The sequence below is a fragment of the Streptomyces sp. NBC_01390 genome (assembly GCF_045040105.1).
Taxonomy (GTDB): Bacteria; Actinomycetota; Actinomycetes; order Streptomycetales; family Streptomycetaceae; genus Streptomyces.
Map to the genome: position 1 here is coordinate 9,969,974 of NZ_CP109551.1, position 23,359 is coordinate 9,993,332.

Genomic DNA, 23,359 nt, shown 5'->3' on the forward strand with positions numbered 1-23,359 from the left:
CCGCACGCCCGCCAAGGGGAACCGTCATGGCACCAGAACCACCGCTGCTCAGCATGTCCGGCATCACCAAGTCGTTCCCCGGAGTCCGGGCCCTCGACGGCGTCGACCTCGACGTCCAGGCCGGTGAAGTGCACTGTCTGCTCGGCCAGAACGGGGCCGGCAAGTCCACCCTCATCAAGGTCCTGGCCGGCGCCCACCAGCCCGACGACGGCGTCATCAACTGGCGCGGCGAACCGGTCACCCTGCGTTCGCCCATCGCCGCCATGCGCCTCGGCATCGCCACCATCTACCAGGAACTCGACCTGGTGGAGGGACTGTCGGTGGCCGAGAACGTCCACCTCGGCCATGAACCGACGACCGCCGGCTTCGTCGTACGAGGAAGGACGGCGAAGACATCAACAGCCGCTCTGCTCAGCCGACTCGGTCATCCGGAGGTCGATCCGGGGCGCCTGGTCGGGGAGTTGTCGGCGGCGCAGCAGCAGATCGTGTCGATGGCACGGGCGCTCTCCCACGACGTACGGCTGATCGTCATGGACGAGCCGTCCGCGGCGCTCGACCCGGAGGAGGTCGACAACCTCTTCCGAATCGTCGGCGACCTGACCGCCGCCGGGGTCGCCGTCGTCTACATCTCGCACCGCCTGGAGGAGATCCGCCGCATCGGCGACCGCGTGACCGTCCTCAAGGACGGCCGGGCGGTGGCGGGCGGACTCCCCGCGAAGTCCACCCCGACCCGCGAGGTCGTCGCCCTGATGACGGGCCGCAACGTCGAGTACGTCTTCCCGGAACGCCCCACGACACCGGGGGACGCGGGCGTCGCACCGGTCCTCGAAGTCCAAGGGCTGGCCAGGGACGGCGAGTTCGCGCCCGTCGACCTCACCGTGCGGCCCGGGGAGATCGTGGGCCTCGCCGGACTGGTCGGGTCGGGGCGCTCGGAGATCCTGGAGACGATCTACGGCGCCCGCAAACCGACTGCCGGCCAAGTGCTCGTCGACGGGCACGTGTTGAGGCCGGGCAGTGTACGGGCCGCGGTGCGCGCCGGGCTCGGGCTCGCCCCCGAGGAACGCAAGGCGCAGGCACTGCTGATGCTGGAGTCCGTCACCCGCAATGTGTCGGTCTCCTCCATGTCCCGCTTCGCACGCGGAGGCTGGATCAACCGGCGCGCCGAACTGGCCGCCGCCCGCGCCGCCACCCGCGAGCTGTCGCTACGGCCCGACAACCCCTCCGCACCCGTCCGCACCCTCTCCGGCGGCAACCAGCAGAAGGCGGTCCTCGCCCGCTGGCTGCTGCGCGGCTGCCGGGTCCTGCTGCTCGACGAACCGACCCGGGGCGTCGACGTCGGCGCCCGCGCCGAGCTGTACGCGGTCATCCGCCGCCTCGCCGACGAGGGTCTCGCCGTGCTGCTGGTATCCAGCGAAGTGCCCGAGGTGCTCGGCCTCGCCGACCGTGTCCTGGTCCTGCGCGAGGGCCAGGTCGTCCACACGGCACCCGCCCGCGAACTCGACGAACACCGCGTGCTCGACCTCGTCATGGAAGGAGCCCCTGTGGCCAGCACAACTTCCGCGGCCGGCAGTCCGGCTGTCGGTGAAAGGGGCCCCGCGTCATGACCGCGCCCGTGTCCCCGCCGCGCGACACCGCCGGCAAGGCCCCGGCGGCCGGTCAACTCCCGGCCTGGCGAGGCCTGGTGGCCCGCGCCGACGTCCGTACCCTCTCCCTCCTCGGTGTCCTCGCCGCACTGATCGTCGTCGGCGGCATCACCAAGCCCGACGAGTTCCTCGACACCCGCAACCTCCAACTCGTCCTCACCCAGGGCTCGGTGATCGGAGTTGTCACCGTCGGCATGACCTTCGTCATCATGTCGGGCGGTATCGACCTGTCGGTCGGCGCGATCGTCGCCCTCTCCTCGGTGTGGGCGACCACCGTCGCCACCCAGGAGTACGGCTTCGCGGGCATCCTCTTCACCGCGGTGCTCGTCGGCCTGGGCTGCGGACTGGTCAACGGTCTGCTCATCGCGTACGGCGGGATGGTCCCGTTCATCGCCACGCTCGCCATGCTGGCCTCGGCACGCGGACTCGCCCTCCAGATCACCGACGGCGCGACACAGATCGTCACGATCGACAGCGTCCTCGACCTCGGTGAGCGCGACGCCTACATCCTCGGCATCCCGCCGCTGGTGCTGGTCTTCGCGGTAGTGACGATTCTCGGCTGGCTGATCCTGAACCGCACCACCTTCGGCCGCCGTACCGTCGCCGTGGGCGGCAATGCGGAGGCCGCCCGGCTGGCCGGCATCGACGTACGCCGCCAGCGCCTCTACCTCTACCTCCTGTCCGGACTGTGCTGCGGGATCGCCGCCTTCCTGCTGATCATCCTGTCCGGCTCGGGCCAGAACACCAACGGCAATCTGTACGAGCTGGACGCCATCGCAGCCGCGATCATCGGCGGCACCCTGCTCAGCGGGGGTCGCGGCACCATCGTCGGCTCCGTCCTGGGCGTCCTGATCTTCACCACGATCACCAACATCTTCGCCCTGAACAACCTGCAGAGCGATGTACAGCAGATCGCCAAGGGCGCGATCATCGTCGCCGCCGTGCTCGTCCAGCGCCGCACCGCAAGCACGACCTGAGGGAAGGGTTCACCGCCATGCCAGAGTCGACGCCTTTCACAAGCCGCAGAGGACTTCTCTTCGGGACCGCCGCCGTCGGGGCGGGAGTCCTGCTCGCCGGTTGCACCAGCAACGAGCCGGCGGACGAGCCCGCCGCGAACGACAACCAGCCGGCCGCCGCGGACACTCCCGGCAAGGCCGTCACCATCGGCTTCGCCGGACCGCAGGCCGACCACGGCTGGCTCAACGCGATCAACGACAACGCCAAGAGCCAGGCGAAGAAGTACTCCGACGTGACGCTGGAGATCACCGAGGGCTCGAACGACACCGCCGCGCAGATCGGCCAGATCGAGACGCTGATCAACAAGAAGGTCGACGTCCTGGTGATCCTGCCCGCCGACGGCAAGGCGCTCACCCAGGTCGGACTGAAGGCGATGCGTGCCGGCATCCCCGTCGTCAACCTGGACCGGATCTTCAACACCCCTCAGGCGTACCGTTGTTGGATAGGCGGCGACAACTACGGCATGGGCTTCAACGCGGGGCAGTACATCGGCGAGAAACTCAAGGACGTGTCCGACGCCAAGGTCATCGAACTCGCCGGACTCGACAACCTGGAACTGACCAAGCAGCGCACTCAGGGCTTCGACGACGCCCTGAAGAACTACCCGAACATCAAGAAGGTCGCCCGCCAGGCCGCCGAGTTCACGGTTGAGTCGGGCCAGGCGAAGATGGCCCAACTCCTGCAGGCGCAGTCCAAGTTCAACGCGCTGTGGAACCACGACGACGACCAGGGCGTGGGCGCGCTGCGGGCCATCGACCAGGCCGGCCGCAACGACTTCCTGATGGTCGGCGGCGCGGGCGCCCTCTCCGCCTTCCAGGCCATCAAGCAGGACAACGGCGTCCTGAAGGCGACCGTGCTCTACCCGCCGACGATGGCCGCCTCCGCGATCGACCTCGCCCGCGCACTGGGCCAGGGCAAGGGGGTGAGCGGCCTCGCCGAGTTCGAGATCCCCTCCTCCCTCACGCTCTACTCGGCGGTCGTCGACAAGACCAACATCGACCAGTACATGCCGACCGGCTTCAAGTAGAGGCAACGGGGCGCCCGACAGGGGCGCGGGGAACTGCGCGACCAGCCACGACGGACCCGCGGCCGACCCACTGAATCACCCCCCACCACCAGGAGGACCTCCGCATGGGACAGGCAGACGCCGACACGCCGACACTCGGTGTCGGCATGGTCGGCTACGCGTTCATGGGCGCAGCCCACTCCCAGGGCTGGCGCACCGCGGGCCATGTCTTCGACCTGCCCCGGCGCCCGGTGCTCGCCGCGATCTGCGGTCGGGACCCGGGCGCTGTCCGAGCGGCAGCGAACAAGCACGGCTGGGCGGCGGCCGAGACCGACTGGCGCGCCCTCGTCGAACGGGACGACGTCGACCTCGTCGACATCTGCACCCCCGGCGACAGCCACGCCGAGATCGCCCTCGCCGCCCTCGCCGCGGGCAAACACGTACTGTGCGAAAAGCCCCTCGCCAACACCGTCGAGGAAGCCATGGCGATGACAGCGGCGGCCGAAGAGGCCGAGCAGCGCGGCCAGTTGGCGATGGTCGGCTTCAACTACCGTCGCCTGCCCGCCACCGCGCTCGCCCGTTCCATGGTCGCCGAGGGCAGGCTCGGCAGCCTGCGCCACGTGCGGGTGACATACCTTCAGGACTGGCTGGTGGACCCGCAGTTCCCCCTCACCTGGCGGCTGCGCAAGGAAACGGCCGGGTCGGGCGCGCTCGGCGACCTGGGCGCCCACATCATCGACCTCGCCCAGTACCTCGTGGGCGAACACCTCGCCGGAGTCTCCGCCCTCACCGAAACCTTCGTACGGGAACGCCCGTTGCCCGGCGGCGCGGTCAACGGCCTGACCGCCACCGCCGGCGCGACCGTCGGCGCCGGGCAGGTCACCGTGGACGACGCGGCCGTGTTCACCGGCCGCTTCGCCTCGGGCGCCCTCGCGTCCTTCGAGGCCACCCGGTACGCGACCGGCCGCAAGAACGCCCTGCGCATCGAACTCAACGGTGAGCGCGGCTCGTTGGCCTTCGACCTGGAGCGCCTCAACGAACTCGAGTTCCACGACGGTACCGAGCCCGGCGCGCACGCCGGGTTCCGCCGCATCCTCGTCACCGAACCCGATCACCCCTATCTGGACGCGTGGTGGCCGCCGGGCCACGGACTCGGCTACGAGCACTCCTTCGTCCACCAGGCCCGCGACCTCGTCCACGCGATAGCGGAAGGCAGCCGGCCTCGCCCCTCCTTCGCGGACGGACTCCAGGTGCAACGCGTTCTGGCGGCGGTCGAGGAGAGCGCGGGGAGGAACTCCGTCTACACGCCCATAGCGGTCTCGCCCACAGCTGTGTCATCCGTATCGGTCTGAGGAGGTTCGACGAGTATGCCGCGCGACTTCACGCTGTTCACCGGCCAGTGGGCCGACCTGCCTCTCGAGGAGGTCTGCCGTCTTGCCCGGGACTTCGGCTACGACGGGCTCGAACTCGCCTGCTGGGGCGATCACTTCGAGGTGGACAAGGCTCTCGCGGACCCGGCCTATCTGGCGGGCCGCCACCAGCTCCTCGACAAGTACGGCCTGAAGTGCTGGGCGATCTCCAACCACCTGGTCGGCCAGGCGGTCTGCGACGCCATCATCGATGAGCGGCACCAGGCGATCCTGCCCGCCCGTATCTGGGGCGACGGTGAGGCGGAGGGTGTACGGCGGCGGGCGGCGGCGGAGATCGCCGACACCGCGCGGGCCGCGGCCGCCTTCGGTGTCGACACCGTCATCGGCTTCACCGGCTCGGCGATCTGGCATCTGGTCGCGATGTTCCCTCCCGCCCCGGAGTCGATGATCGACCGCGGCTACCAGGACTTCGCCGACCGCTGGAACCCGATCCTCGACGTCTTCGACGCCCAGGGCGTGCGGTTCGCCCACGAGGTCCACCCCAGCGAGATCGCCTACGACTACTGGACAACCCAGCGCGCCCTGGAGGCGGTTGGCCACCGGCCCGCCTTCGGCCTGAACTTCGACCCCTCGCACTTCGTGTGGCAGGACCTCGACCCGGTCGGCTTCCTGTGGGACTTCCGCGACCGGATCTACCACGTCGACTGCAAGGAGGCCCGCAAGCGGCTCGACGGCCGCAACGGCCGCCTGGGCTCCCATCTGCCCTGGGGCGACCCGCGCCGCGGCTGGGACTTCGTCTCCGCCGGCCACGGCGACGTCGCCTGGGAGGACGTCTTCCGCATGCTGCGCTCGATCGACTACCGGGGTCCCGTCTCCGTGGAGTGGGAGGACGCCGGCATGGACCGGCTCCAGGGCGCCCCCGAAGCACTGACCCGCCTCAAGGCGTACGACTTCGACCCCCCGTCGGCCTCCTTCGACGCGGCGTTCGGGGGTAACGACTGAGCTGCCCCTGACTGTTCCGGACGCTTCCGGGGTGACGGCGCACCCCGGCGTATCGCACCCGCATATACCACGAGCTCCATTCTGGAGGCATTCGTGCACGCGAAAGTCGACACCACCCGCACCGGCAGAACCGGGAGTCGCAGACGTCACCCCGGATTCCGCAGAGCGCTCGCCCTGTTCACGGGCGCGCTGCTCGCGGGAGCGTCACTGACCCTTGCGGTACCCCAGGCCGGCGCAGCCGTCGCCGAGCCCACGGACGGCCCCGCGGCGACCGCCGCCGAGGACTTCCAGCAGGTCACCCTGGCCAAGGGGGAACCGGAGGTCGGCGAACCCATGTCGCTCGCCGTCCTCCCCGACCGCTCGGTCCTGCACACCTCGCGCGACGGCGAACTCCGCATCACCGACGCCGCCGGAAACACCCGGCTCGCCGGCAAGCTCGACGTCTACTCCCACGACGAAGAGGGCCTCCAAGGCATAGGCGTGGACCCGCAGTTCAGCTCCAACCGCTTCATCTACCTGTACTACGCACCCCCGTTGAACACCCCCGCGGGCGACGCCCCCGAGACGGGCACCGCCGCCGACTTCGCGCCCTTCGACGGAGTCAACCGGCTCTCCCGGTTCGTCCTGAACGCCGACGGCACGCTCGACAACGCCAGCGAGAAGAAGATCCTCGACGTCCCCGCCTCGCGCGGGCTGTGCTGCCATGTCGGCGGCGACATCGACTTCGACGCGGCGGGCAACCTGTACCTGTCGACGGGCGACGACACCAACCCCTTCCAGTCCGACGGCTTCACCCCGATCGACGAGCGCGCGAACCGCAACCCGGCCTTCGACGCCCAGCGTTCGGCCGGCAACACCAACGACCTGCGCGGCAAGATCCTGCGCGTCAAGGTCAACACTGACGGCTCGTACACCGTCCCCGACGGCAACCTGTTCGCACCCGGCACGGAGAAGACGCGCCCCGAGATCTACGCGATGGGCTTCCGCAACCCGTTCCGCTTCAGCGTCGACAAAGCGACCGGCATCCTCTACATCGGAGAGTACGGTCCCGACGCGGGCGCGGCCGACCCGGCCCGAGGCCCCGCAGGCCAGGTCGAGTTCGCCCGCGTGACCGGCCCCGGCAACTTCGGCTGGCCGTACTGCACCGGCGCCAACGACGCCTACGTCGACTACGACTTCGCGACCGGCACCTCGGGCGCCACCTTCGACTGCGCCGCCCCGAAGAACAACTCGCCCCACAACACCGGCCTGACCGACCTTCCCCCGGCGCAGGCCGCCTGGATCCCGTACAACGGCGCGTCCGTACCGGAGTTCGGCGACGGCTCCGAGTCCCCGATGGGCGGCCCGGTCTACCACTACGACGCCTCGCTCGACTCCCCGGTCAAGTTCCCCGAGGCCTACGACGGCGACTTCTTCGCCGGTGAGTTCGGCCGCCAGTGGATCAAGCGGATCAGCAGCGACGCCAACGGGACCGTGCGGTCCATCAACGACATCCCGTGGACCGGCACCCAGGTGATGGACATGGCCTTCGGTCCGGACGGCGCGCTCTACGTCCTCGACTACGGCATCTCCTGGTTCGGCGGTGACGAGCACTCCGCCCTCTACCGCATCGAGAACGCCACCGACGGCCACTCCCCGGTCGCACAGGCCGCCGCGGACGTCACCTCCGGGCAGGCCCCGCTGAAGGTGAGGTTCTCCTCCGCCGGGACCACCGACCAGGACGGTGACGCCCTCACCTACAGCTGGGACTTCGGGGACGGCACCACATCGACTTCGCCGAACCCCTCCCACAAGTACCGGAAGAACGGGACGTACACGGCGACGCTGACCGCCAAGGACAGCACCGGCCGCACGGGCGGCGCGAGCGTCCAGGTCGTCGTCGGCAACACCGCACCCAACGTGACCCTCCAACTCCCGCAGGACGGACAGCTGTTCGCGTTCGGGGACGCGATCCCGTTCAAGGTGAAGGTCACCGACCGCGAGGACGGCCGGAGCATCGACTGCGCCAAGGTCCAGGTCACCTTCATCCTCGGCCACGACAGCCACGGCCATCCGCAGACCTCGGCGAACGGCTGCTCCGGCACCATCCAGACCAGCGCCGACGGCGGCCACGACCCCGACGCCAACATCTTCGGGGTCTTCGACGCCCAGTACACCGACCTCGGTGGCGGCGGCCAGGCGCCCCTGACGACCCATGACCAGAACGTCGTCCAGCCCGCCCACCGTCAGGCCGAGCACTTCACCAACTCCTCGGGCACCGTGGTCAGTTCACGGGCGTCAGCGAACGGCGGCAAAACGGTCGGCGACATCGACAACGGCGACTGGATCGCCTTCACGCCGTACGCCTTGGGCAACGCCAAGTCGCTCACGGCACGCGTCGCCTCGGCCGGCGCGGGCGGCAGGCTGGAGATCCGCGCGGGTTCCCCGACCGGCAAGGTGCTGGGCCGCACGACCGTACCGGCGACCGGCGGCTGGGACACCTACCAGGACGTCACCGACACCCTGTCCCACGCTCCGCAGACCACGACCACGCTCTACCTGGTCTTCAAGGGAGCGGCGAGCGGCGACTTGTACGAGGTGGACGACTTCGCCTTCACCACGGGCTGAGGGGAGACGCGCCATGCGATCAACAGAACGATCAGGAAGAAGAGAACGGGCCGGGCGCACCGGACGAACACGATTGACCGTCACCGCTGTTGTGGGCGCGGCACTTCTCCTCGGAGGCGTCTCGACCCCGGCCGCCTCCACGCCCGCACCACGCCACGCCGACCGGGTGCTGGTCTTCTCCAAGACGGCGGCCTTCCGGCACGACTCCATCCCCGACGGAGTCGCGGCGCTCAAGGAACTCGGCACGAGCGCCGGCTTCAGGGTCGACGCGACGGAGGACGCGACGGCGTTCACCCCGAAGAACCTCCGCCGGTACGCGGCAGTCGTCTTCCTCTCGACGACCGGCGACGTTTTGACGGACAGTCAACAAGCCTCCTTCGAGGGCTACATCCACCACGGCGGCGGCTATGTGGGCATCCACGCGGCGGCCGACACGGAGTACGACTGGGCGTTCTACGGCGGCCTGGTCGGCGCCTACTTCCAGGGGCACCCGGCCATCCAGCCGGCCCGGATGAAGGTGGAGGACCGAGCCCACCCGGCGACCTCGGCCCTGGGCGCGGACTGGAACCGTACTGACGAGTGGTACAACTACCGCTCCAATCCCCGGAGTTCGGTACACGTCCTGGCCTCCCTCGACGAGTCGTCGTACACCGGTGGCACGATGAACGGCGACCACCCGATCGCCTGGTGCCACAAATACGCGGGCGGCCGCTCCTTCTACACAGGCCTCGGCCACCTGTCGTCCGCGTACACCGAACCGGCTCTCCGGCAGCACCTGTTGGGCGGCCTGCGCTGGGCCACCGGCAAGGCCCAGGCGGACTGCCGCCCGGAGGACGGCTACGAGCCGCTCTTCGACGGCACCTCGCAGGACGGGTGGCAACAGGCGGGCCCAGGCGGCTTCACCGTCTCCGACGACGGCACACTGACGTCGTCCGGCGGCCTGGGTCTGCTCTGGTACTCCGCCCGGAGCTTCGGCGCCTACTCGCTGAAGCTGGACTGGAAGGCCCGCGGCGACGACAACTCCGGCGTGTTCGTGGGCTTCCCGCCCTCGGACGACCCGTGGTCGGCGGTCGACAAGGGCTACGAGATCCAGATCGACGCGACCGACGCCCCCGACCGCACCACCGGGGCCGTGTACGGCCTCCGCTCCGCCGACCTGAGGAAGCGCGACCGTGCGCTGAATCCGCCGGGGGAGTGGAACACGTACGAGATCCGCGTGGAGGGCGAACGACTCCGCGTCTGGCTCAACGGTGTGCGGATCAACGATTTCACCAACAACGATCCCGCCCGCAGCCTTCGGGACGGTCACATCGGCATCCAGAACCACGGAGCCGACGACCAGGTGTCCTTCCGCGACATCCGGATCAAGGAACTGCCCGTGAACGCGCCGGCGAGCCCGGCCGCCGCGGGCGACTGAGCGGCGGCGGGCGGAGGACGCCGGACCTCCGCCCGCCGCCTTCCCTCCCCTCCAGTCCCGTCGCCGGAGGGTGTGAACACCGCGAACACAGCGGACATCGCGAACACCGTGAACGGCAAGGAGGCCGCCCATGTCCACGTCGTCGTCCCGTCCTCGAACTCGTGTGGGGGTATGGCTGATCGGAGCCCGCGGCTCCGTCGCCATCACCGTCGTCGCGGGCTGCGCCGCCGTGACAGCGGGACAGCACCGCCCCACGGGCATGGACACCGAGACACCCCCGTTCACGGAGGCACCGGCCCTGGACGCCCGACCCTCTGGCGAAGACAAGGAACGCCGGTGAGCACCCGACCCGGCGCACCCTCCGCAGACGGCGCCCGCGACCGGGCCAACCGGGACCGCGCTCCATCCGGTCCACCGTCCAACCCCACCACCGCTCCCCGCACCCCCTTCGCCCCACTCCGTTTCGGGTACGGCACCAACGGCCTCACCGACCTCCGTCTCGACGACGCCCTCGGTCTGCTGGCCGACCTCGGCTACGACGGCGTCGGTCTGACCCTCGACCACATGCACCTCGACCCGCTCGCCCCCGACCTCGCCGAGCGCACCCGACGTGTCGCCCGCCGCCTGAACACCCTCGGCCTCGGCGTCACCGTGGAGACCGGCGCCCGCTACGTACTCGACCCACGCCGCAAACACGGCCCGTCGCTCCTCGACCCCGACCCGGACGACCGCTCACGACGCGTCGACCTCCTGCTCAGGGCCGTGCGCGTCGCCGCAGACCTCGGCGCCCACGCAGTGCACTGCTTCAGCGGCATCCGCCCCACCGACACGGACCCGGACACCGCCTGGCACCGCCTGACCGAAGCCCTCACCCTCGTCCTGGAGGCGGCCACCGCAGCCGGCGTCCCACTCGCGATCGAACCCGAACCAGGCCATCTGCTCGCCACCCTCGCCGACTTCCACCGTCTCCGCCACGCGCTCGACGACCCTGCGGCGCTCGGTCTCACCCTCGACATCGGTCACTGCCAGTGCCTCGAACCCCTCCCTCCCGCCGACTGCGTCCGCGCCGCCGCACCCTGGCTGCGGCACGTCCAGATCGAGGACATGCGCCGCGGAGTCCACGAACACCTCCCGTTCGGGGACGGTGAGATCGACTTCCCGCCCGTGCTCGCCGCCCTGTCCGCCACCGGCTACCAGGGCCTGACCGTCGTGGAACTCCCCCGCCACTCCCACGCGGGCCCCCACTACGCCGAACACTCCCTCCACCACCTCCGCCGCACAGCACCCTCCAACCTCCCCGAAACCACAAAACCGACCGCCACGCCGCCCGGGCCCGCACCAGATCCGCAAATCACCCCGGCGGCCCGCTCCGCCTCAGCAGCAGCGCAGACCACTCACCCCCGGATCGCGACCACCCCCAAGGTCGCTCCTGTCACCCACGCCACACCACAGACCGGGCATTCCGCCACCCCCGCCGAAAGGAGCACCCCATGACCCGGCCCCGCACCGGACCGGGCGCCCCGGCGGCCGGCAAGCCCAACCCCCTTCCCCTCATCCCACTGGACGATCTCCGCGCCGAGGTCACCGCCCACCTCGGCGAAGCCGCCCGCACCTGGCTCGCCCTCGCCCTGGACGACGCAGCCGCCCGATCCCACACCCAAGGCCCCATCTCCGCCTGGGAGTTGCGCCTTGCCGAAGCCGGTCGCCGCTGTGGCATCGACCATGCGGACGCCGTACGCGTCCTGATCCTGAACGCCGCACAGGCCGGCCCGGACGCCCTCACCCGCGTCTACCGACAGGGCACCGCCGCCGAACGCCGAGCCGTCCTGCACGCCTTGCCCCACCTGGTCGCAGGCCCCGACGCCCTCCACCTCGTCGAAGACGCCCTGCGCACCAACGACACGCGCCTCGTCGCCGCTGCCGTCGGCCCGTACGCCGCGCGTCATCTGGACGCCCACAACTGGCGCCACGCCGTGCTGAAATGCCTGTTCACCGGGGTGCCCGTCGACGCGGTGGCCGACCTCCTCCACCGGGCCCGGGCCGACACGGAACTCGCCCGCATGCTCGACGACTACGCCGCCGAACGCACCGCCGCCGGCCGCCCCGTCCCTGACGATCTGCACCGCGTCCTGGCGATGACGGCGTCCGAAGTGAAGGAGTCCTGATGCGCATCTTCGACCCCCACATCCACATGACGTCTCGGACCACCGATGACTACCAGGCTATGTACACCGCAGGCGTCCGCGCCGTCGTCGAACCCTCCTTCTGGCTCGGCCAGCCGCGCACCTCGCCCGCCTCCTTCCTCGACTACTTCGACTCACTCCTGGGCTGGGAACCCTTCCGCGCCGCCCAGTACGGCATCGCCCACCACTGCACGATCGCCCTCAACCCCAAAGAGGCGAACGACCCCCGCTGCACCCCCGTCCTCGACGAACTGCCCCGGTATCTCGCCAAGGACCGCGTCGTCGCCGTCGGTGAGATCGGCTACGACTCGATGACCCCCGCCGAGGACACCGCCTTCGCCGCCCAGCTCCAGCTCGCCGCCGACCACGGCCTGCCCGCACTCGTCCACACCCCGCACCGCGACAAGCTCGCCGGCCTGCGCCGCACCCTGGACGTCGTACGGGAGTCGGCCGTGCCCCCGGAGCACGTCCTGGTCGACCATCTCAACGAGACCACCGTCAAGGAGGCCAAGGACAGCGGCTGCTGGCTCGGCTTCTCGGTCTATCCCGAGACCAAGATGGACGAGGAACGGATGGTCGCCGTCCTGCGCGGCTACGGCCCCGAGCAGGTCCTGGTCAACTCCGCCGCGGACTGGGGCAGAAGCGACCCCGTCAAGACCCGCAGGGTCGGCGACCTGATGCTGGCGGAGGGCTTCACCGAGGACGATGTCGACCGCGTCCTGTGGCGCAACCCGGTCGCCTTCTACGGGCTCAGCGGCCGACTGGACCTCGAAGTCGACGCGACCGACGCCACCCACGAGGTCAACTCCGTCCTGCGCGGCGGGGAGTGACCGATGCGCTTCCGCCACCCCGACGGCTCCACCGTCCACCTCGCCTACTGCACCAACGTCCACCCCGCCGAAACCCTCGACGGCGTCCTCGCCCAACTCCGCGACCACTGCGAACCCGTACGCCGACGGCTCGGCCGAGACCGCCTCGGCATAGGACTGTGGCTGGCCAGGAACGCGGCCCACGCCCTGGTCACCGACCCCTCCGCCCTGCGCGGCCTGCGCACCGAACTCGACCGGCGCGGCCTCGAAGTCGTCACCCTCAACGGCTTCCCCTACGAGGGTTTCGGCGCCGAAGAGGTCAAGTACCGCGTCTACAAGCCGGACTGGGCCGACCCCGAGAGGCTCGCCCACACCACCGACCTCGCCCGGGTCCTCGCCGGGCTCCTCCCCGACGACGTCACCGAAGGCAGCATCTCCACCCTGCCCCTCGCCTGGCGCACCGCCCACGACCAGAAGCGCGCGGCCACCGCCCTGACCGCCCTGGGCACCCTCGCGCAACGCCTCGACGCCCTCGCCGAACTCACCGGCCGCTCCATCCGCGTCGGCCTGGAACCGGAACCCGGCTGCATCGTCGAGACCACCGCCGACGCCATCGCCCCGCTGACCGGGATCGGCCACGACCGTATCGGCATCTGCGTCGACACCTGCCACCTCGCCACCTCCTTCGAAGATCCGCACACCGCCCTGAACGCGCTCGCCCAGGCAGGCGTCCCCGTCGTCAAGTCCCAGCTCTCCGCCGCCCTGCACGCCGAACACCCCCATCTGCCCGACGTCCGCGAGGCCCTCGCCGCCTTCGACGAACCCCGCTTCCTGCACCAGACCCGCACCGCCACCGCCGCCGGACTGCGGGGCACCGACGACCTGGGCGAGGCACTGGGCGGCGATGCCCTGCCGGACGCCTCCCCATGGCGCGCCCACTTCCACGTCCCGCTCCACGCGGCCCCCGCCGCACCCCTCACCTCCACGCTCCCCGTACTCAGGTCCGCGCTGACCCGGCTCGTCGGCGGCCCCCACCCCCTCACCCGGCACCTGGAGGTCGAGACCTACACCTGGCAGGCCCTCCCACCCGAGCTACGGCCCCGCGCCCGCGCCCAGCTCGCCGACGGCATCGCCGCCGAACTCACCCTCGCCCGCGACCTGTTGACCGACCTGGGCCTGAAAGAGCTGCCATGAGTCCCCGCCCCGCCGACGAAGCCCCCGTCCGCTCCACCCCCGTACCCCCCCGTGCCGTCGACGGCCACCACTCGGCCACCGACGTAGAAGCACCCCCGCTCCGACCGACCGGTCTCTCCTGACTGATCACCAGTGAAGCAGCCACCACTGACAACGGCCCTTCTACGGCCCTTTCGACGCCCTTTCACCCAGAGGAGCTCCAGGCATGAGCCGCACTCAGCACACGGACCCCGAACTCGCCCACCGCCTCAGCCGAAGAGGCATGCTCGGCGTGGCCGCGGGCGCCACCGCCGCCGCTCTCCTCGGGGCCGCCTCCCCGGCCACCGCGGCCACGACACAGACCGCCGGCGCCGGCCGAGGCCGTCCCGTCCTGCCGCCCGGCCGACTCGGCATCCAGCTGTACAGCCTGCGGGACAAGGTCTCCACGCTGGGCTTCGCCCCCGTCTTCGCCGAACTGAAGAAGTACGGCTACGACGAGGTGGAGTTCGCCGGATACACCCAGGGCTCCGCCGGCCCCATCACCCTCGCCCAGCTCAGGCGGCTCGCCCGCGACAACGGCCTGAACCCGATCGGCAGCCACGTCGGCTACTACGCCGACGACCCGAACGCGTACACCTTCGCGCAGAACCTCGACAAGGTTCTCGACGACGCCCAGGCCCTCGGCCTCAAGCACATCGGCACCGCCTCCGGCCCGTTCCGCTACGGCTCCACCGTCGACGCCTGGAAGCGGGCGGCGGAGGAGTTCAACACGTACGGCGCGGCGGCCAGGGCACGCGGCATGAAGTTCTACCAGCACAACCACTCCGAGGAGTTCTCCTTCGCCACCGACAACCCGAAGGTCCGGCTCTACGACGTCCTGCTCGCCGAGACCGACCCCAAGCTCGTGTACCTGGAGATGGACATCTTCTGGGCGTACTCGGGCCAGTTCCGCTTCTCGAAGCGGCCCGACGGCACACCGGCGCCCTTCGAGCCCCTCGACTACGTCCTCAGGCAGCCCGACCGTTACCCGCTCTTCCATGTGAAGGACGGCGTGAGCGACCCGGGCAACCAGTACGGCTACCGCATGACCGACGTCGGCGACGGTGACATCGACTACCAGCGGTTCATCTCCGGCGTCACCCGGCTGCACGGCCACCGCCTGGCGCACCACTGGCAGGCCGAGCACGACAACCCGACCGAGTCCTTCACCTTCGCGCGCCGCTCCAGCGAGTACCTCCACTCCCTGCGCGAGAAGTGCTGACGCAGCCGCGTACACATGAGGCCCCGTACGCGTGAGGAGGCTCTCCCGGAATTCCGGGAGAGCCTCCTCACGCGCGCGTGCCGTCACCCGGCGGGCTGTGTCTCCACGGTCCGGGCGGCCGTGGTGCGGCCCGGCTGACGCAGCAGCAGGGCGATCACCGCCGCCACCATGGAGACGGCGCCGGCCAGGGCGTACGCGCCGTCATAGCCCCAGGCCGCGACCACCATGGAGCCGAGACCGCCACCGAACAGACCGCTGACCAGCTTGCCGCTGTACACCAGCCCGTAGTTGGAGGCGTTGTAGTTCTCCCCGAAGTAGTCCGGGGTGAGCGCCGCGAACAGCGGGTAGAACGCGCCGCCGCCGAAGCCGGAGAGGAAGGCGAAGAACAGGAACAGTGCCTCGCTCTTCGTGTCGCCCGCCCAGATCACCCCGAACTGGGCCAGGCCCAGGACGACGATGACGAACACCAGGGTGGGCTTGCGGCCCCACTTGTCGGACAGCCAGCCCACGACACCGCGGCCGATGCCGTTGATGACCGCCATGACACCCATGGACGAGGCGGCCACCAGCGGACCGAAACCCACCTCCTTGGCGAAGTCGACCTGGAAGGAGATGCCGAAGATCGACACGCCGGCGGTCAGCACGATGGAGAGCCACATCAGGGGGAGCATGCCGGTCCTGATGGCTTCCTTGGGCGTGTACTGCTTCACCGCGGGAGGGTTCTTGGCGAGGCTCGTGGCGTTCTTCTCGTCGCCGGCGAACGTCAGCGGATCGATGTCCGCGGGCCACCAGTTCTTCGGGGGGTCCTTGAAGAAGAAGGCGGACGCCAGGACCACGATCATGATGTAGCAGCCGATCAGGTCCAGGACCCGGTGGTAGTTCGCGGTGTCGAAGCCGTAGTTGAAGATGAAGATGAACGGCAGCGACCCGTACGCGAACCCGCCGTTGACGAACCCCGTTCTCGCTCCCCGGCGTTCTGGGAACCACTTGCCGACCATGTTGATACAGGTCGCGTAGACCAGGCCGGCGCCGATGCCTCCGACGACGCCGAAGCCCAGGATCGCCAGCCAGACGTTGCCCAGATGCGACAGGGCGAGGAACCCGAGGGCGCACAGACCCGAGCCGATGTACATGGCCTTACGGGCCGTCAGGAGGCCCCGCTCCCTCAGCCAGCCCGCGGGGAAGGCGATGCCGGCCTGGAAGAAGACCCAGACGCTGAGGATCCAGAAGGTGTTGCTCTGCGTCCAGCCGTGGGCGTGGGACAGGGTGTCCTCCGCCGAGCCGAACGCGTACTCGAAGACGCTGATGGCCATCATGGCGATCCACGGCAGGTACACCATGAGCTTGCGGGAGTGACCGAGGATGTCCCGGTCGGTCTCGCCCACGCGGTAGACGCGGCCGCGGGGGTCGGTCACTTCTCGGTAGGGACGGTGTGCGGCTTCGGGGTGGGTCGACGAGCTGTTCTTCGCGATGGGATCTGCCGTCATGTCAGGCCAATGCCTCCGTGTCAGACCGTTTCCCTTGCTGATGTGTCAGGCCATTTCCTCGCCGAGCGGCTGGGGATTGGGGGAGACCCGGCGGTTCGCCGCCGGCCTGCCCGGCGCCTTCAGGAACACCGCCAGTACGGCGGAGGCCAGTCCGATGGACCCGGCCAGGACGAACGCGCCCTCGTAGTCCCAGTGGTCGACGACGATCGCGCCGACTCCGGAGCCGACGAGACCGGAGATGAGCTTCGAGCTGTAGACCATTCCGTAGTTGGAGGCGTTGTTGTTCTCACCGAAGTAGTCGGCGGTCATGGCTGCGAACAGCGGGAAGATCGCCCCGCCGCCGAAGCCGGAGACCATGGAGCAGAACAGGAAGAACGGCATGCTGCCCATCTGGCCGGAGACCAGCACACCGAACTGGGCCGTGCCCAGCACCAGACAGACGATGATCAGCGTGTGGCGTCGCCCGTAGCGGTCGGATATCCAGCCGATGACACCGCGGCCGGTGCCGTTGACGATGGCCTTCAGGGACATCGCCGTGGCCACGATCCCGCCCGCGAAACCCATGTCCTTGCCGAAGGGCACCTGGAAGGCGATACCGAAGATGTTGATCCCCGCTGTGCACAGCAGGCAGAACCACATCATCCACAGCACGGGCTGACGGGCGGCCTCCCTCGGGACGTACTGTTTGACGGCCGGCGGGTTCTTCTCCAGCGCCCGGCGGATCTTCGGGTCGTCGGTGACCCTGAGCGGGTCCACATGCGCGGGCCACCAGTTCTTCGGCGGGTCCTTGAAGAACCAGCCGGCCGACGCCACGACCAGGCACAGCCCGACGCCGACACAGGCGAGCACGGTCTGGTAGTTGCTCAGGTCCATGTACGACGTGAACAGGAACACGAAGGGCACCGACCCATAGGCGAAACCGCCGTTGACGAACCCGGTCTTGCCGCCCTTGCGCTCCGGATACCACTTGCCGACCATGTTCACGCAGGTCGCGTAGACGAGACCGGCGCCGATACCGCTGCACATGCCGAAGCCGAAGTAGGCCACGAGCACATTGGGCGCGTACGCCAGCGAGAGGTAGCCGAGCATGGTGCCGACCGCGCCGATCATCATCGCCGTACGGGCGGGCAGTCTGCCGCTCTCCCGCAGCTGACCGGCGGGGAAGGCCACGGCCGCCTGGAAGAACACCCAGACGCCCATCAGCCAGAAGATGTGTCCGCTGTCCCACAGATGGGCCTCGTGGAGGGTGTCCTCCGCGGACGTGAACGCGTACTCGGCGGAGCTGATGCCCATCATGCCGATCCAGGGCAGGATGACCATCCACCTGCGCCTGCGGCCCATGATGTCGACATCGGATTCACCGACCCGGTACATGCGGCCGTTGTGGTCCGTCACCTCCCGGTACGGGACGGACGTCGAGTAGTCGATGGCTGTCATCTTGGTCAAGACTCCTTGCGTCGAAAGATCTGGCCAGCGCCCCCTGTCCAAATGCCTTTCGTGCGCGCCTGGGTCCCGGAGCCGGCCGACGCGCACCGTCGGACGCCCCCTTCGCCGGGTTACGTCATGAACCGCCCCCCAATTGCCGGGAGGTGCCGCACCTTTGTGGTGCGCTCCGAGTTCCTCACGTCAGATCACCCCGCTCGCCCTGAGCAGCCGCAACTCCTCGTCGCCCAGGCCCAGTTCGCCGATGAGGATGTCGGTGGTGTGCTGGCCCAGGAGGGGTGGGGTGGTGATGTGGGTGGGGGAGTCGGAGAGTTTGAGGGGGTTGCCGACCGTGGTGAAGTGACCGCGTTCGGGGTGCTCGACGGTGACGACCATGTCGTTGGCGGCGAGTGAGGAGTCCTCGATGATCTCCTTGGTGGAGAGGATCGGCCCGCAGGGGATGTTGTATGCGTTCAGCCGTTCCAGGACCTGCCATTTCGGCAGCGTGATGGTCCACTCCTCGATGAGCTGGAACATTTTCGCCAGCTTCGGCAGCCGTGCCTCGGGGGTGGCCCATTCGGGATCGTCGGCGAGTTCGGGCCGGCCGATCAGCGCGGCGAGCGGACTCCAGCCGGGCGGCTGGACGATGACGTACACGTAGTCGTTGGGGCCGCCCGGCGCGCACCGCACCGCCCAGCCGGGCTGGCCGCCACCCGAGGCGTTGCCCGAACGGGGCACCTCGTCCCCGAAGTCCTCGTTCGGGTACTCGGCCAACGGACCGCGGGCCAGCCGTTGCTGGTCACGCAGCTTCACCCGGCACAGGTTCAGCACCGCGTGCTGCATCGCCACGTTCACCCGCTGCCCCCGCCCCGTGCGCTCGCGCTGGAACAGGGCGGCCACAATGCCCGCCACACAGTGGATACCGGTCCCGGAGTCGCCGATCTGAGCCCCCGTCGCCATCGGCGGCCCCTCCGCGAAACCGGTGGTGGCCATCGAGCCGCCCATGGCCTGGGCGACCACCTCGTACGCCTTGAAGTCCGTGTACGGGCCCTCCCCGAAACCCTTGATCGACGCGTACACCATCCGGGGGTTGATCTCCTTGATCCGGTCCCAGGTGAACCCCATCCGGTCCACCGCTCCCGGCCCGAAGTTCTCCACCAGCACGTCCGACCGGCGGATCAACTCCGTCAGAATCTCCTTGCCCCGCTCGGACTTGGTGTTGAGGGTGACACTGCGCTTGTTGCAGTTGAGCATCGTGAAGTACAGGGAGTCCACATCCGGAACATCCCGCAACTGACGCCTCGTGATGTCACCACCGGGCGCCTCCACCTTCACCACATCCGCACCCAGCCACGCCAGCAACTGCGTCGCCGACGGACCCGACTGCACATGCGTCATGTCCAGGACACGAATCCCCTCAAGAGCCTTCGTCGCCACAGGCCACCTCGCTTGTCCGTTGCTTCGAGCTCCCTGGTCACAAACCGTTCTTGGGTACTGCTTGGCACATTGCATACAGTCGACGAATACTGTATGAAGATTGTTATCCCGCATCCGATGGGTGATGTCCAGGGGGCGTGCAGCACTTTTAAGACGTGAGCCGAATCATGGACCTGCACGAGCACCGAGCCCGCGGACTCTTCCCTCACACCCCCGCCCCCGACTGTGCACCGAGAGCGGAGACACCGTATGACCGCGACCCTCAACACGACCCGATCCACCCACCTCGTGCTGAAGTCCGGCACGTCCTGGACCGCCGCCTGGCAGCGCTGCCTCGCCGTCGCCCCCGAGGCGTTCCGTGACGACCGCGTCCTCAACCTCTGGAACTCCGCCTGGCAGGCGGACGGCCGGGCCCTGCCCGCCACCAGCCCGGTCGACGGCAGCCCCATCGCCGGCCCGCCGCGCCTGGACCGGGACACCGCCCACCAGGCCGTACGCGCCTCCCTCGACCAGCACCGCGCCTGGCGGCACGTCCCGCTCGCCGAACGGCGCGCCCGCGTCGCGGCCACCCTCGACGCCCTCACCCAGCATCGCGAACTCCTCGCACTTCTGCTCGTCTGGGAGATCGGCAAGCCCTGGCGGCTCGCCCAGGCGGACGTCGACCGGGCCATCGACGGCGTCCGTTGGTACGTCGACGGCATCGAACCGATGGTCGCCGACCGGGTGCCGCTGGACGGCCCCGTCTCCAACATCGCCAGCTGGAACTACCCGATGAGCGTGCTCGTTCACGCGATGCTGGTACAGGCACTTGCGGGCAACGCCGTCATCGCCAAGACCCCGACCGACGGCGGTGTCGCCTGTCTGACCCTGGCCTGCGCGCTCGCCGCCCGTGAGGGGATTCCCGTCACCCTGGTCAGCGGCAGCGGGAGCGAACTCTCCGAGGCGCTGGTCCGGGCGCCCGAGATCGGCTGCGTCTCCTTCGTGGGCGGTCGCGACACCGGCGCGGCGGTGGCCACGGCAGTCGCCGACCTGGGCAAACGCCACGTCCTCGAACAGGAAGGTCTCAACACCTGGGGCATCTGGAACCACTCGGACTGGGACGCCTTCAAGGCCGTCGTTCCCAAGCTCTTCGACTACGGCAAACAGCGCTGCACGGCGTACCCGCGCTTCGTCGTCCAACGGGAACTGTTCGACGAGTTCCTGACGGCGTACCTCCCGGCGGTACGCACCCTGCGCGTCGGACACCCGCTCGCCGTCGAGAAGGCCGACGACCCCTACCCGGCACTGGACTTCGGGCCCGTTATCAACGCGGCCAAGGCGAAGGAGCTGCACGACCAGGTCGCCGAGGCCATCGCCCGTGGCGCCGTCCCCCTGCACCGCGCCAGTGAGACCGACTCCCGCTTCCTGCCCGGCCAGGACACCTCGGCGTACGTCCAGCCGGTCACGCTCCTGGCGCCCCCGCCCTCCTCTCCGCTGCACCACGCCGAGCCGTTCGGGCCGGTCGACACCATCGTCCTGGTCGACACCGAGGCGGAGCTGCTCGCCGCGATGAACGCCTCCAACGGCGCCCTCGTGGCCACCCTGTCCACGGACGACCGGGCGACCTACGACCGGCTCGCCCCGCAGATCCGCGCCTTCAAGGTCGGCCACGGCAAGCCGCGTTCGCGGGGCGACCGCGACGAGCTGTTCGGCGGGTTCGGCGCGTCCTGGCGCGGCGCGTTCGTCGGCGGCGAGCTGCTGGTGCGCGCGGTGACCCAGGGACCGGCGGGCGAGCGGCTGCCCGGGAACTTCCCGGAGTACCAACTCATGCCGTGACCGGCCACCGGGCGGCGCCCGGGCCCGCCCGGTGCCGCGCGTGGCGGTCGTGGCCTTCGTGGACGTCCGTATCGACCCGCACACCACGCTCTCAAGGGGGTAACTCCGTGTCGTACCGCTCGTACCGCACAGCTCTCGCGGAAGTCCTGGCCCGTGCCGTCGCACCATGCGCCCAAGTCGCGGGTACGGAAGGCAGGTTCCCCCGTGGTGCCGTGACGGCCTTCGGGGCCACGGGACTGCTGGGGCTCACCGTCTCCACCGAGTTCGGCGGCGCCGGACTGGGCCTGGCGGAAGCCGCCGAGGTGGTGGCCCGGACCGCGCGGGTCTGTCCGGCGACGGCGGCAGTACTCCGGTCCCACTACACGGCGGTCGCCGTCATCGAGTCGTACGGCAGTCCCTGGGTGCGTGGCGAGATCGCCGCTGGACGCCATCTCAGCAGCCTCGCCCTCGTCGAGGACGACACCGGCGCGCAGGAGACGGAGGCCGACCTGCTCGCGCCGCGCGGCACAGCCGTTCGCTCCGGGGGTGTGGTCGCCCTGCGTGCTCGTAAGTGCCGGGTGGTCGCGGCGGGGGAGGCCGACAGCTACGTATGGTCCGCCAGGTCGCTCGGTGTACCGGACGGCGTGAGCCTCTGGGGGGTGCCCGCGCATGCCCCCGACCTCTTCGTGCCCGCTCGGCCCGATGGTGCCGGACCGCCGGGCAGCGGCACGTCCACGGTGTTCGCCGACCCGGTGCTGGTGCCTGCCGACGCGGGACTCGGTGCGGACGGCGGCGGGCGCGACATCGTACTGCGCACGATCCTGCCGTGGCTGCTCGAACTGAGGGCTGCCGCCGATGCGCGGGCTCACCCCTTCACGGCCGCGGCGGCCCGGCCTGCGGTAACCCTCGCGGCCTCCTGAACTCCTGAACTCCGGCGCGCGGACGGCCGCTCCCGACTCAGCCCTGGCCCGCCCCGGCGGCGATCTGCCTGCGGTAGAAGTCGGTCGTACGTTCGGTGTGCTTGCGCATGACCTCGCCGGCGCGGACCGCGTCCCCCTTGGCGATGGCCTTGATGAGCTGGGTGTGCTCGTTCCAGGCCTCCTTGCCGCGCGGCTTGGCGATGGGCGTGTAGTACCAGCGCACCTTCTGGCCCACCTGCGAGAGCATCTCGGCCAGGACGTCGTTGGCGGCCAACGAGGTGACGTAGGCGTGCAGGGCCGTGTTCGCCGCGACCAGGCGATCGGCGTCGTCGGCGGCGAGGGCGTCGACGCCCTGCATCTGGAGCTCGCAGAGGTGGTCGACGTCCTCCGGCTTCGCGTTCGCGGCGGCGAGCTGGGCCGAATAGGTCTCCAACACCGAGCGGACGCCCAGGAGTTGGGCGGCCTCCTCTTCGGTGGGGGAGTGGACGAAGGCACCCTGCGCGGGCCGCAGGTCGACCCAGCCGGCGGTCTGGAGGCGCTGCAGGGCCTCGCGGACCGGCTGCCTGCTGACCCCGAGATGCTCGGCGAGCTCTGCTTCGACCAGGTGCTGACCGGGCTTGAGGGAGCCGTTGACGATCAGTTCGGTCAGGGCGTCGTACACGGCCTGGCGCAGTGGTGCCGGGCGGGTGACGCGCCGGGAGGCCGCGGCCGTGAGTGCCTCGCGCATGGTTGTCCCGTTCTGCCGCCGACCGACGGCTTCGCCAAAGGTTGCCGCCGTGAGGGTCGCCGACGACGGCTGCAGGATACAGGT

At 69.8% G+C, this 23,359-nt stretch carries 19 protein-coding genes and 1 pseudogene; 16 read left to right on the top strand and 4 right to left on the bottom strand.

The genetic code is table 11. The annotated features are described in order from the left end of the window. Positions 1 to 26 precede the first annotated feature (26 nt). The 14 genes and pseudogenes from OG241_RS44625 (at position 27) to OG241_RS44690 (ending at position 15,488) form a co-directional block, all read left to right on the top strand. Entirely contained in the window at positions 27 to 1,604 is a 1,578-nt protein-coding gene (locus OG241_RS44625; protein WP_405824098.1) for a sugar ABC transporter ATP-binding protein, read from the top strand. Further along, on the top strand, positions 1,601 to 2,620 hold the full coding sequence (locus OG241_RS44630) for an ABC transporter permease (RefSeq protein ID WP_405824100.1): 1,020 nt from the start codon (positions 1,601 to 1,603) through the stop codon (positions 2,618 to 2,620). The genes OG241_RS44625 and OG241_RS44630 overlap by 4 nt, the downstream gene beginning before the upstream one ends. Positions 2,621 to 2,637: 17 nt before the next feature. After that, entirely contained in the window at positions 2,638 to 3,687 is a 1,050-nt protein-coding gene (locus tag OG241_RS44635) for a substrate-binding domain-containing protein (RefSeq protein WP_405824102.1), read from the top strand. Between the two features lie 104 nt (positions 3,688 to 3,791). Continuing rightward, on the top strand, positions 3,792 to 5,018 hold the full coding sequence (locus OG241_RS44640) for a Gfo/Idh/MocA family protein (RefSeq protein WP_405824104.1): 1,227 nt from the start codon (positions 3,792 to 3,794) through the stop codon (positions 5,016 to 5,018). 15 nt (positions 5,019 to 5,033) lie between these two features. Beyond that, positions 5,034 to 6,038: a sugar phosphate isomerase/epimerase family protein gene (locus OG241_RS44645; protein ID WP_405824106.1), complete on the top strand. Its 1,005-nt coding sequence runs from the start codon at positions 5,034 to 5,036 to the stop codon at positions 6,036 to 6,038. 93 nt (positions 6,039 to 6,131) lie between these two features. After that, positions 6,132 to 8,645, top strand: a complete 2,514-nt coding sequence (locus OG241_RS44650) for a PQQ-dependent sugar dehydrogenase (protein ID WP_405824108.1) — start codon at positions 6,132 to 6,134, stop codon at positions 8,643 to 8,645. Between the two features lie 13 nt (positions 8,646 to 8,658). Beyond that, positions 8,659 to 10,062 carry a ThuA domain-containing protein gene (locus OG241_RS44655; RefSeq protein ID WP_405824110.1) on the top strand — a complete coding sequence of 468 codons (1,404 nt, stop codon included), beginning with the start codon at positions 8,659 to 8,661 and terminating at the stop codon, positions 10,060 to 10,062. Positions 10,063 to 10,192: 130 nt separating this feature from the next. Continuing rightward, a pseudogene (locus OG241_RS44660) lies at positions 10,193 to 10,369 on the top strand (myo-inositol-1-phosphate synthase); the annotation flags it as partial. Between the two features lie 29 nt (positions 10,370 to 10,398). Next, entirely contained in the window at positions 10,399 to 11,556 is a 1,158-nt protein-coding gene (locus OG241_RS44665; RefSeq protein ID WP_405824112.1) for a sugar phosphate isomerase/epimerase family protein, read from the top strand. Then, positions 11,553 to 12,227 (top strand): EboA domain-containing protein, encoded by a 675-nt coding sequence (locus OG241_RS44670; protein WP_405824114.1) that lies wholly within the window; start codon positions 11,553 to 11,555, stop codon positions 12,225 to 12,227. Before OG241_RS44665 ends, OG241_RS44670 begins: the two co-directional genes overlap by 4 nt. Further along, positions 12,227 to 13,075, top strand: coding sequence for a TatD family hydrolase (locus tag OG241_RS44675; RefSeq protein WP_405824116.1), 849 nt, complete (start codon positions 12,227 to 12,229; stop codon positions 13,073 to 13,075). Before OG241_RS44670 ends, OG241_RS44675 begins: the two co-directional genes overlap by 1 nt. A gap of 3 nt (positions 13,076 to 13,078) precedes the next feature. After that, positions 13,079 to 14,248 carry a metabolite traffic protein EboE gene (gene eboE / locus OG241_RS44680; protein WP_405824118.1) on the top strand — a complete coding sequence of 390 codons (1,170 nt, stop codon included), beginning with the start codon at positions 13,079 to 13,081 and terminating at the stop codon, positions 14,246 to 14,248. After that, a complete protein-coding gene (locus tag OG241_RS44685; protein WP_405824120.1) occupies positions 14,245 to 14,370 on the top strand; it encodes a hypothetical protein in 126 nt (41 codons plus the stop codon). The genes eboE and OG241_RS44685 overlap by 4 nt, the downstream gene beginning before the upstream one ends. A gap of 83 nt (positions 14,371 to 14,453) precedes the next feature. Further along, on the top strand, positions 14,454 to 15,488 hold the full coding sequence (locus OG241_RS44690) for a sugar phosphate isomerase/epimerase family protein (protein ID WP_405824122.1): 1,035 nt from the start codon (positions 14,454 to 14,456) through the stop codon (positions 15,486 to 15,488). A gap of 83 nt (positions 15,489 to 15,571) precedes the next feature. Here OG241_RS44690 and OG241_RS44695 read toward each other — a convergent pair whose 3' ends face one another. From OG241_RS44695 to frc, 3 genes are all read right to left on the bottom strand, one after another. After that, entirely contained in the window at positions 15,572 to 16,975 is a 1,404-nt protein-coding gene (locus tag OG241_RS44695) for an OFA family MFS transporter (RefSeq protein WP_405824124.1), read from the bottom strand. A 45-nt stretch (positions 16,976 to 17,020) separates the two neighbouring features. Further along, positions 17,021 to 18,412: an OFA family MFS transporter gene (locus tag OG241_RS44700; protein WP_405826774.1), complete on the bottom strand. Its 1,392-nt coding sequence runs from the start codon at positions 18,410 to 18,412 to the stop codon at positions 17,021 to 17,023. 189 nt (positions 18,413 to 18,601) lie between these two features. Next, positions 18,602 to 19,834: a formyl-CoA transferase gene (gene frc, locus OG241_RS44705; protein WP_405824126.1), complete on the bottom strand. Its 1,233-nt coding sequence runs from the start codon at positions 19,832 to 19,834 to the stop codon at positions 18,602 to 18,604. A 249-nt stretch (positions 19,835 to 20,083) separates the two neighbouring features. Here frc and OG241_RS44710 point away from each other — a divergent pair, with 249 nt between their 5' ends. Together OG241_RS44710 and OG241_RS44715 are read left to right on the top strand one after the other, a co-directional pair. Continuing rightward, positions 20,084 to 21,649, top strand: coding sequence for an aldehyde dehydrogenase family protein (locus OG241_RS44710; RefSeq protein ID WP_405824128.1), 1,566 nt, complete (start codon positions 20,084 to 20,086; stop codon positions 21,647 to 21,649). Positions 21,650 to 21,756: 107 nt separating this feature from the next. Next, positions 21,757 to 22,548, top strand: coding sequence for an acyl-CoA dehydrogenase family protein (locus tag OG241_RS44715; protein WP_405824130.1), 792 nt, complete (start codon positions 21,757 to 21,759; stop codon positions 22,546 to 22,548). Between the two features lie 37 nt (positions 22,549 to 22,585). Here the strand turns inward: OG241_RS44715 and OG241_RS44720 are convergent, their stop codons facing one another. Next, complete coding sequence (locus OG241_RS44720) at positions 22,586 to 23,275, bottom strand: GntR family transcriptional regulator (protein ID WP_405824132.1); 690 nt, start codon at positions 23,273 to 23,275, stop codon at positions 22,586 to 22,588. Positions 23,276 to 23,359: the final 84 nt, after the last annotated feature.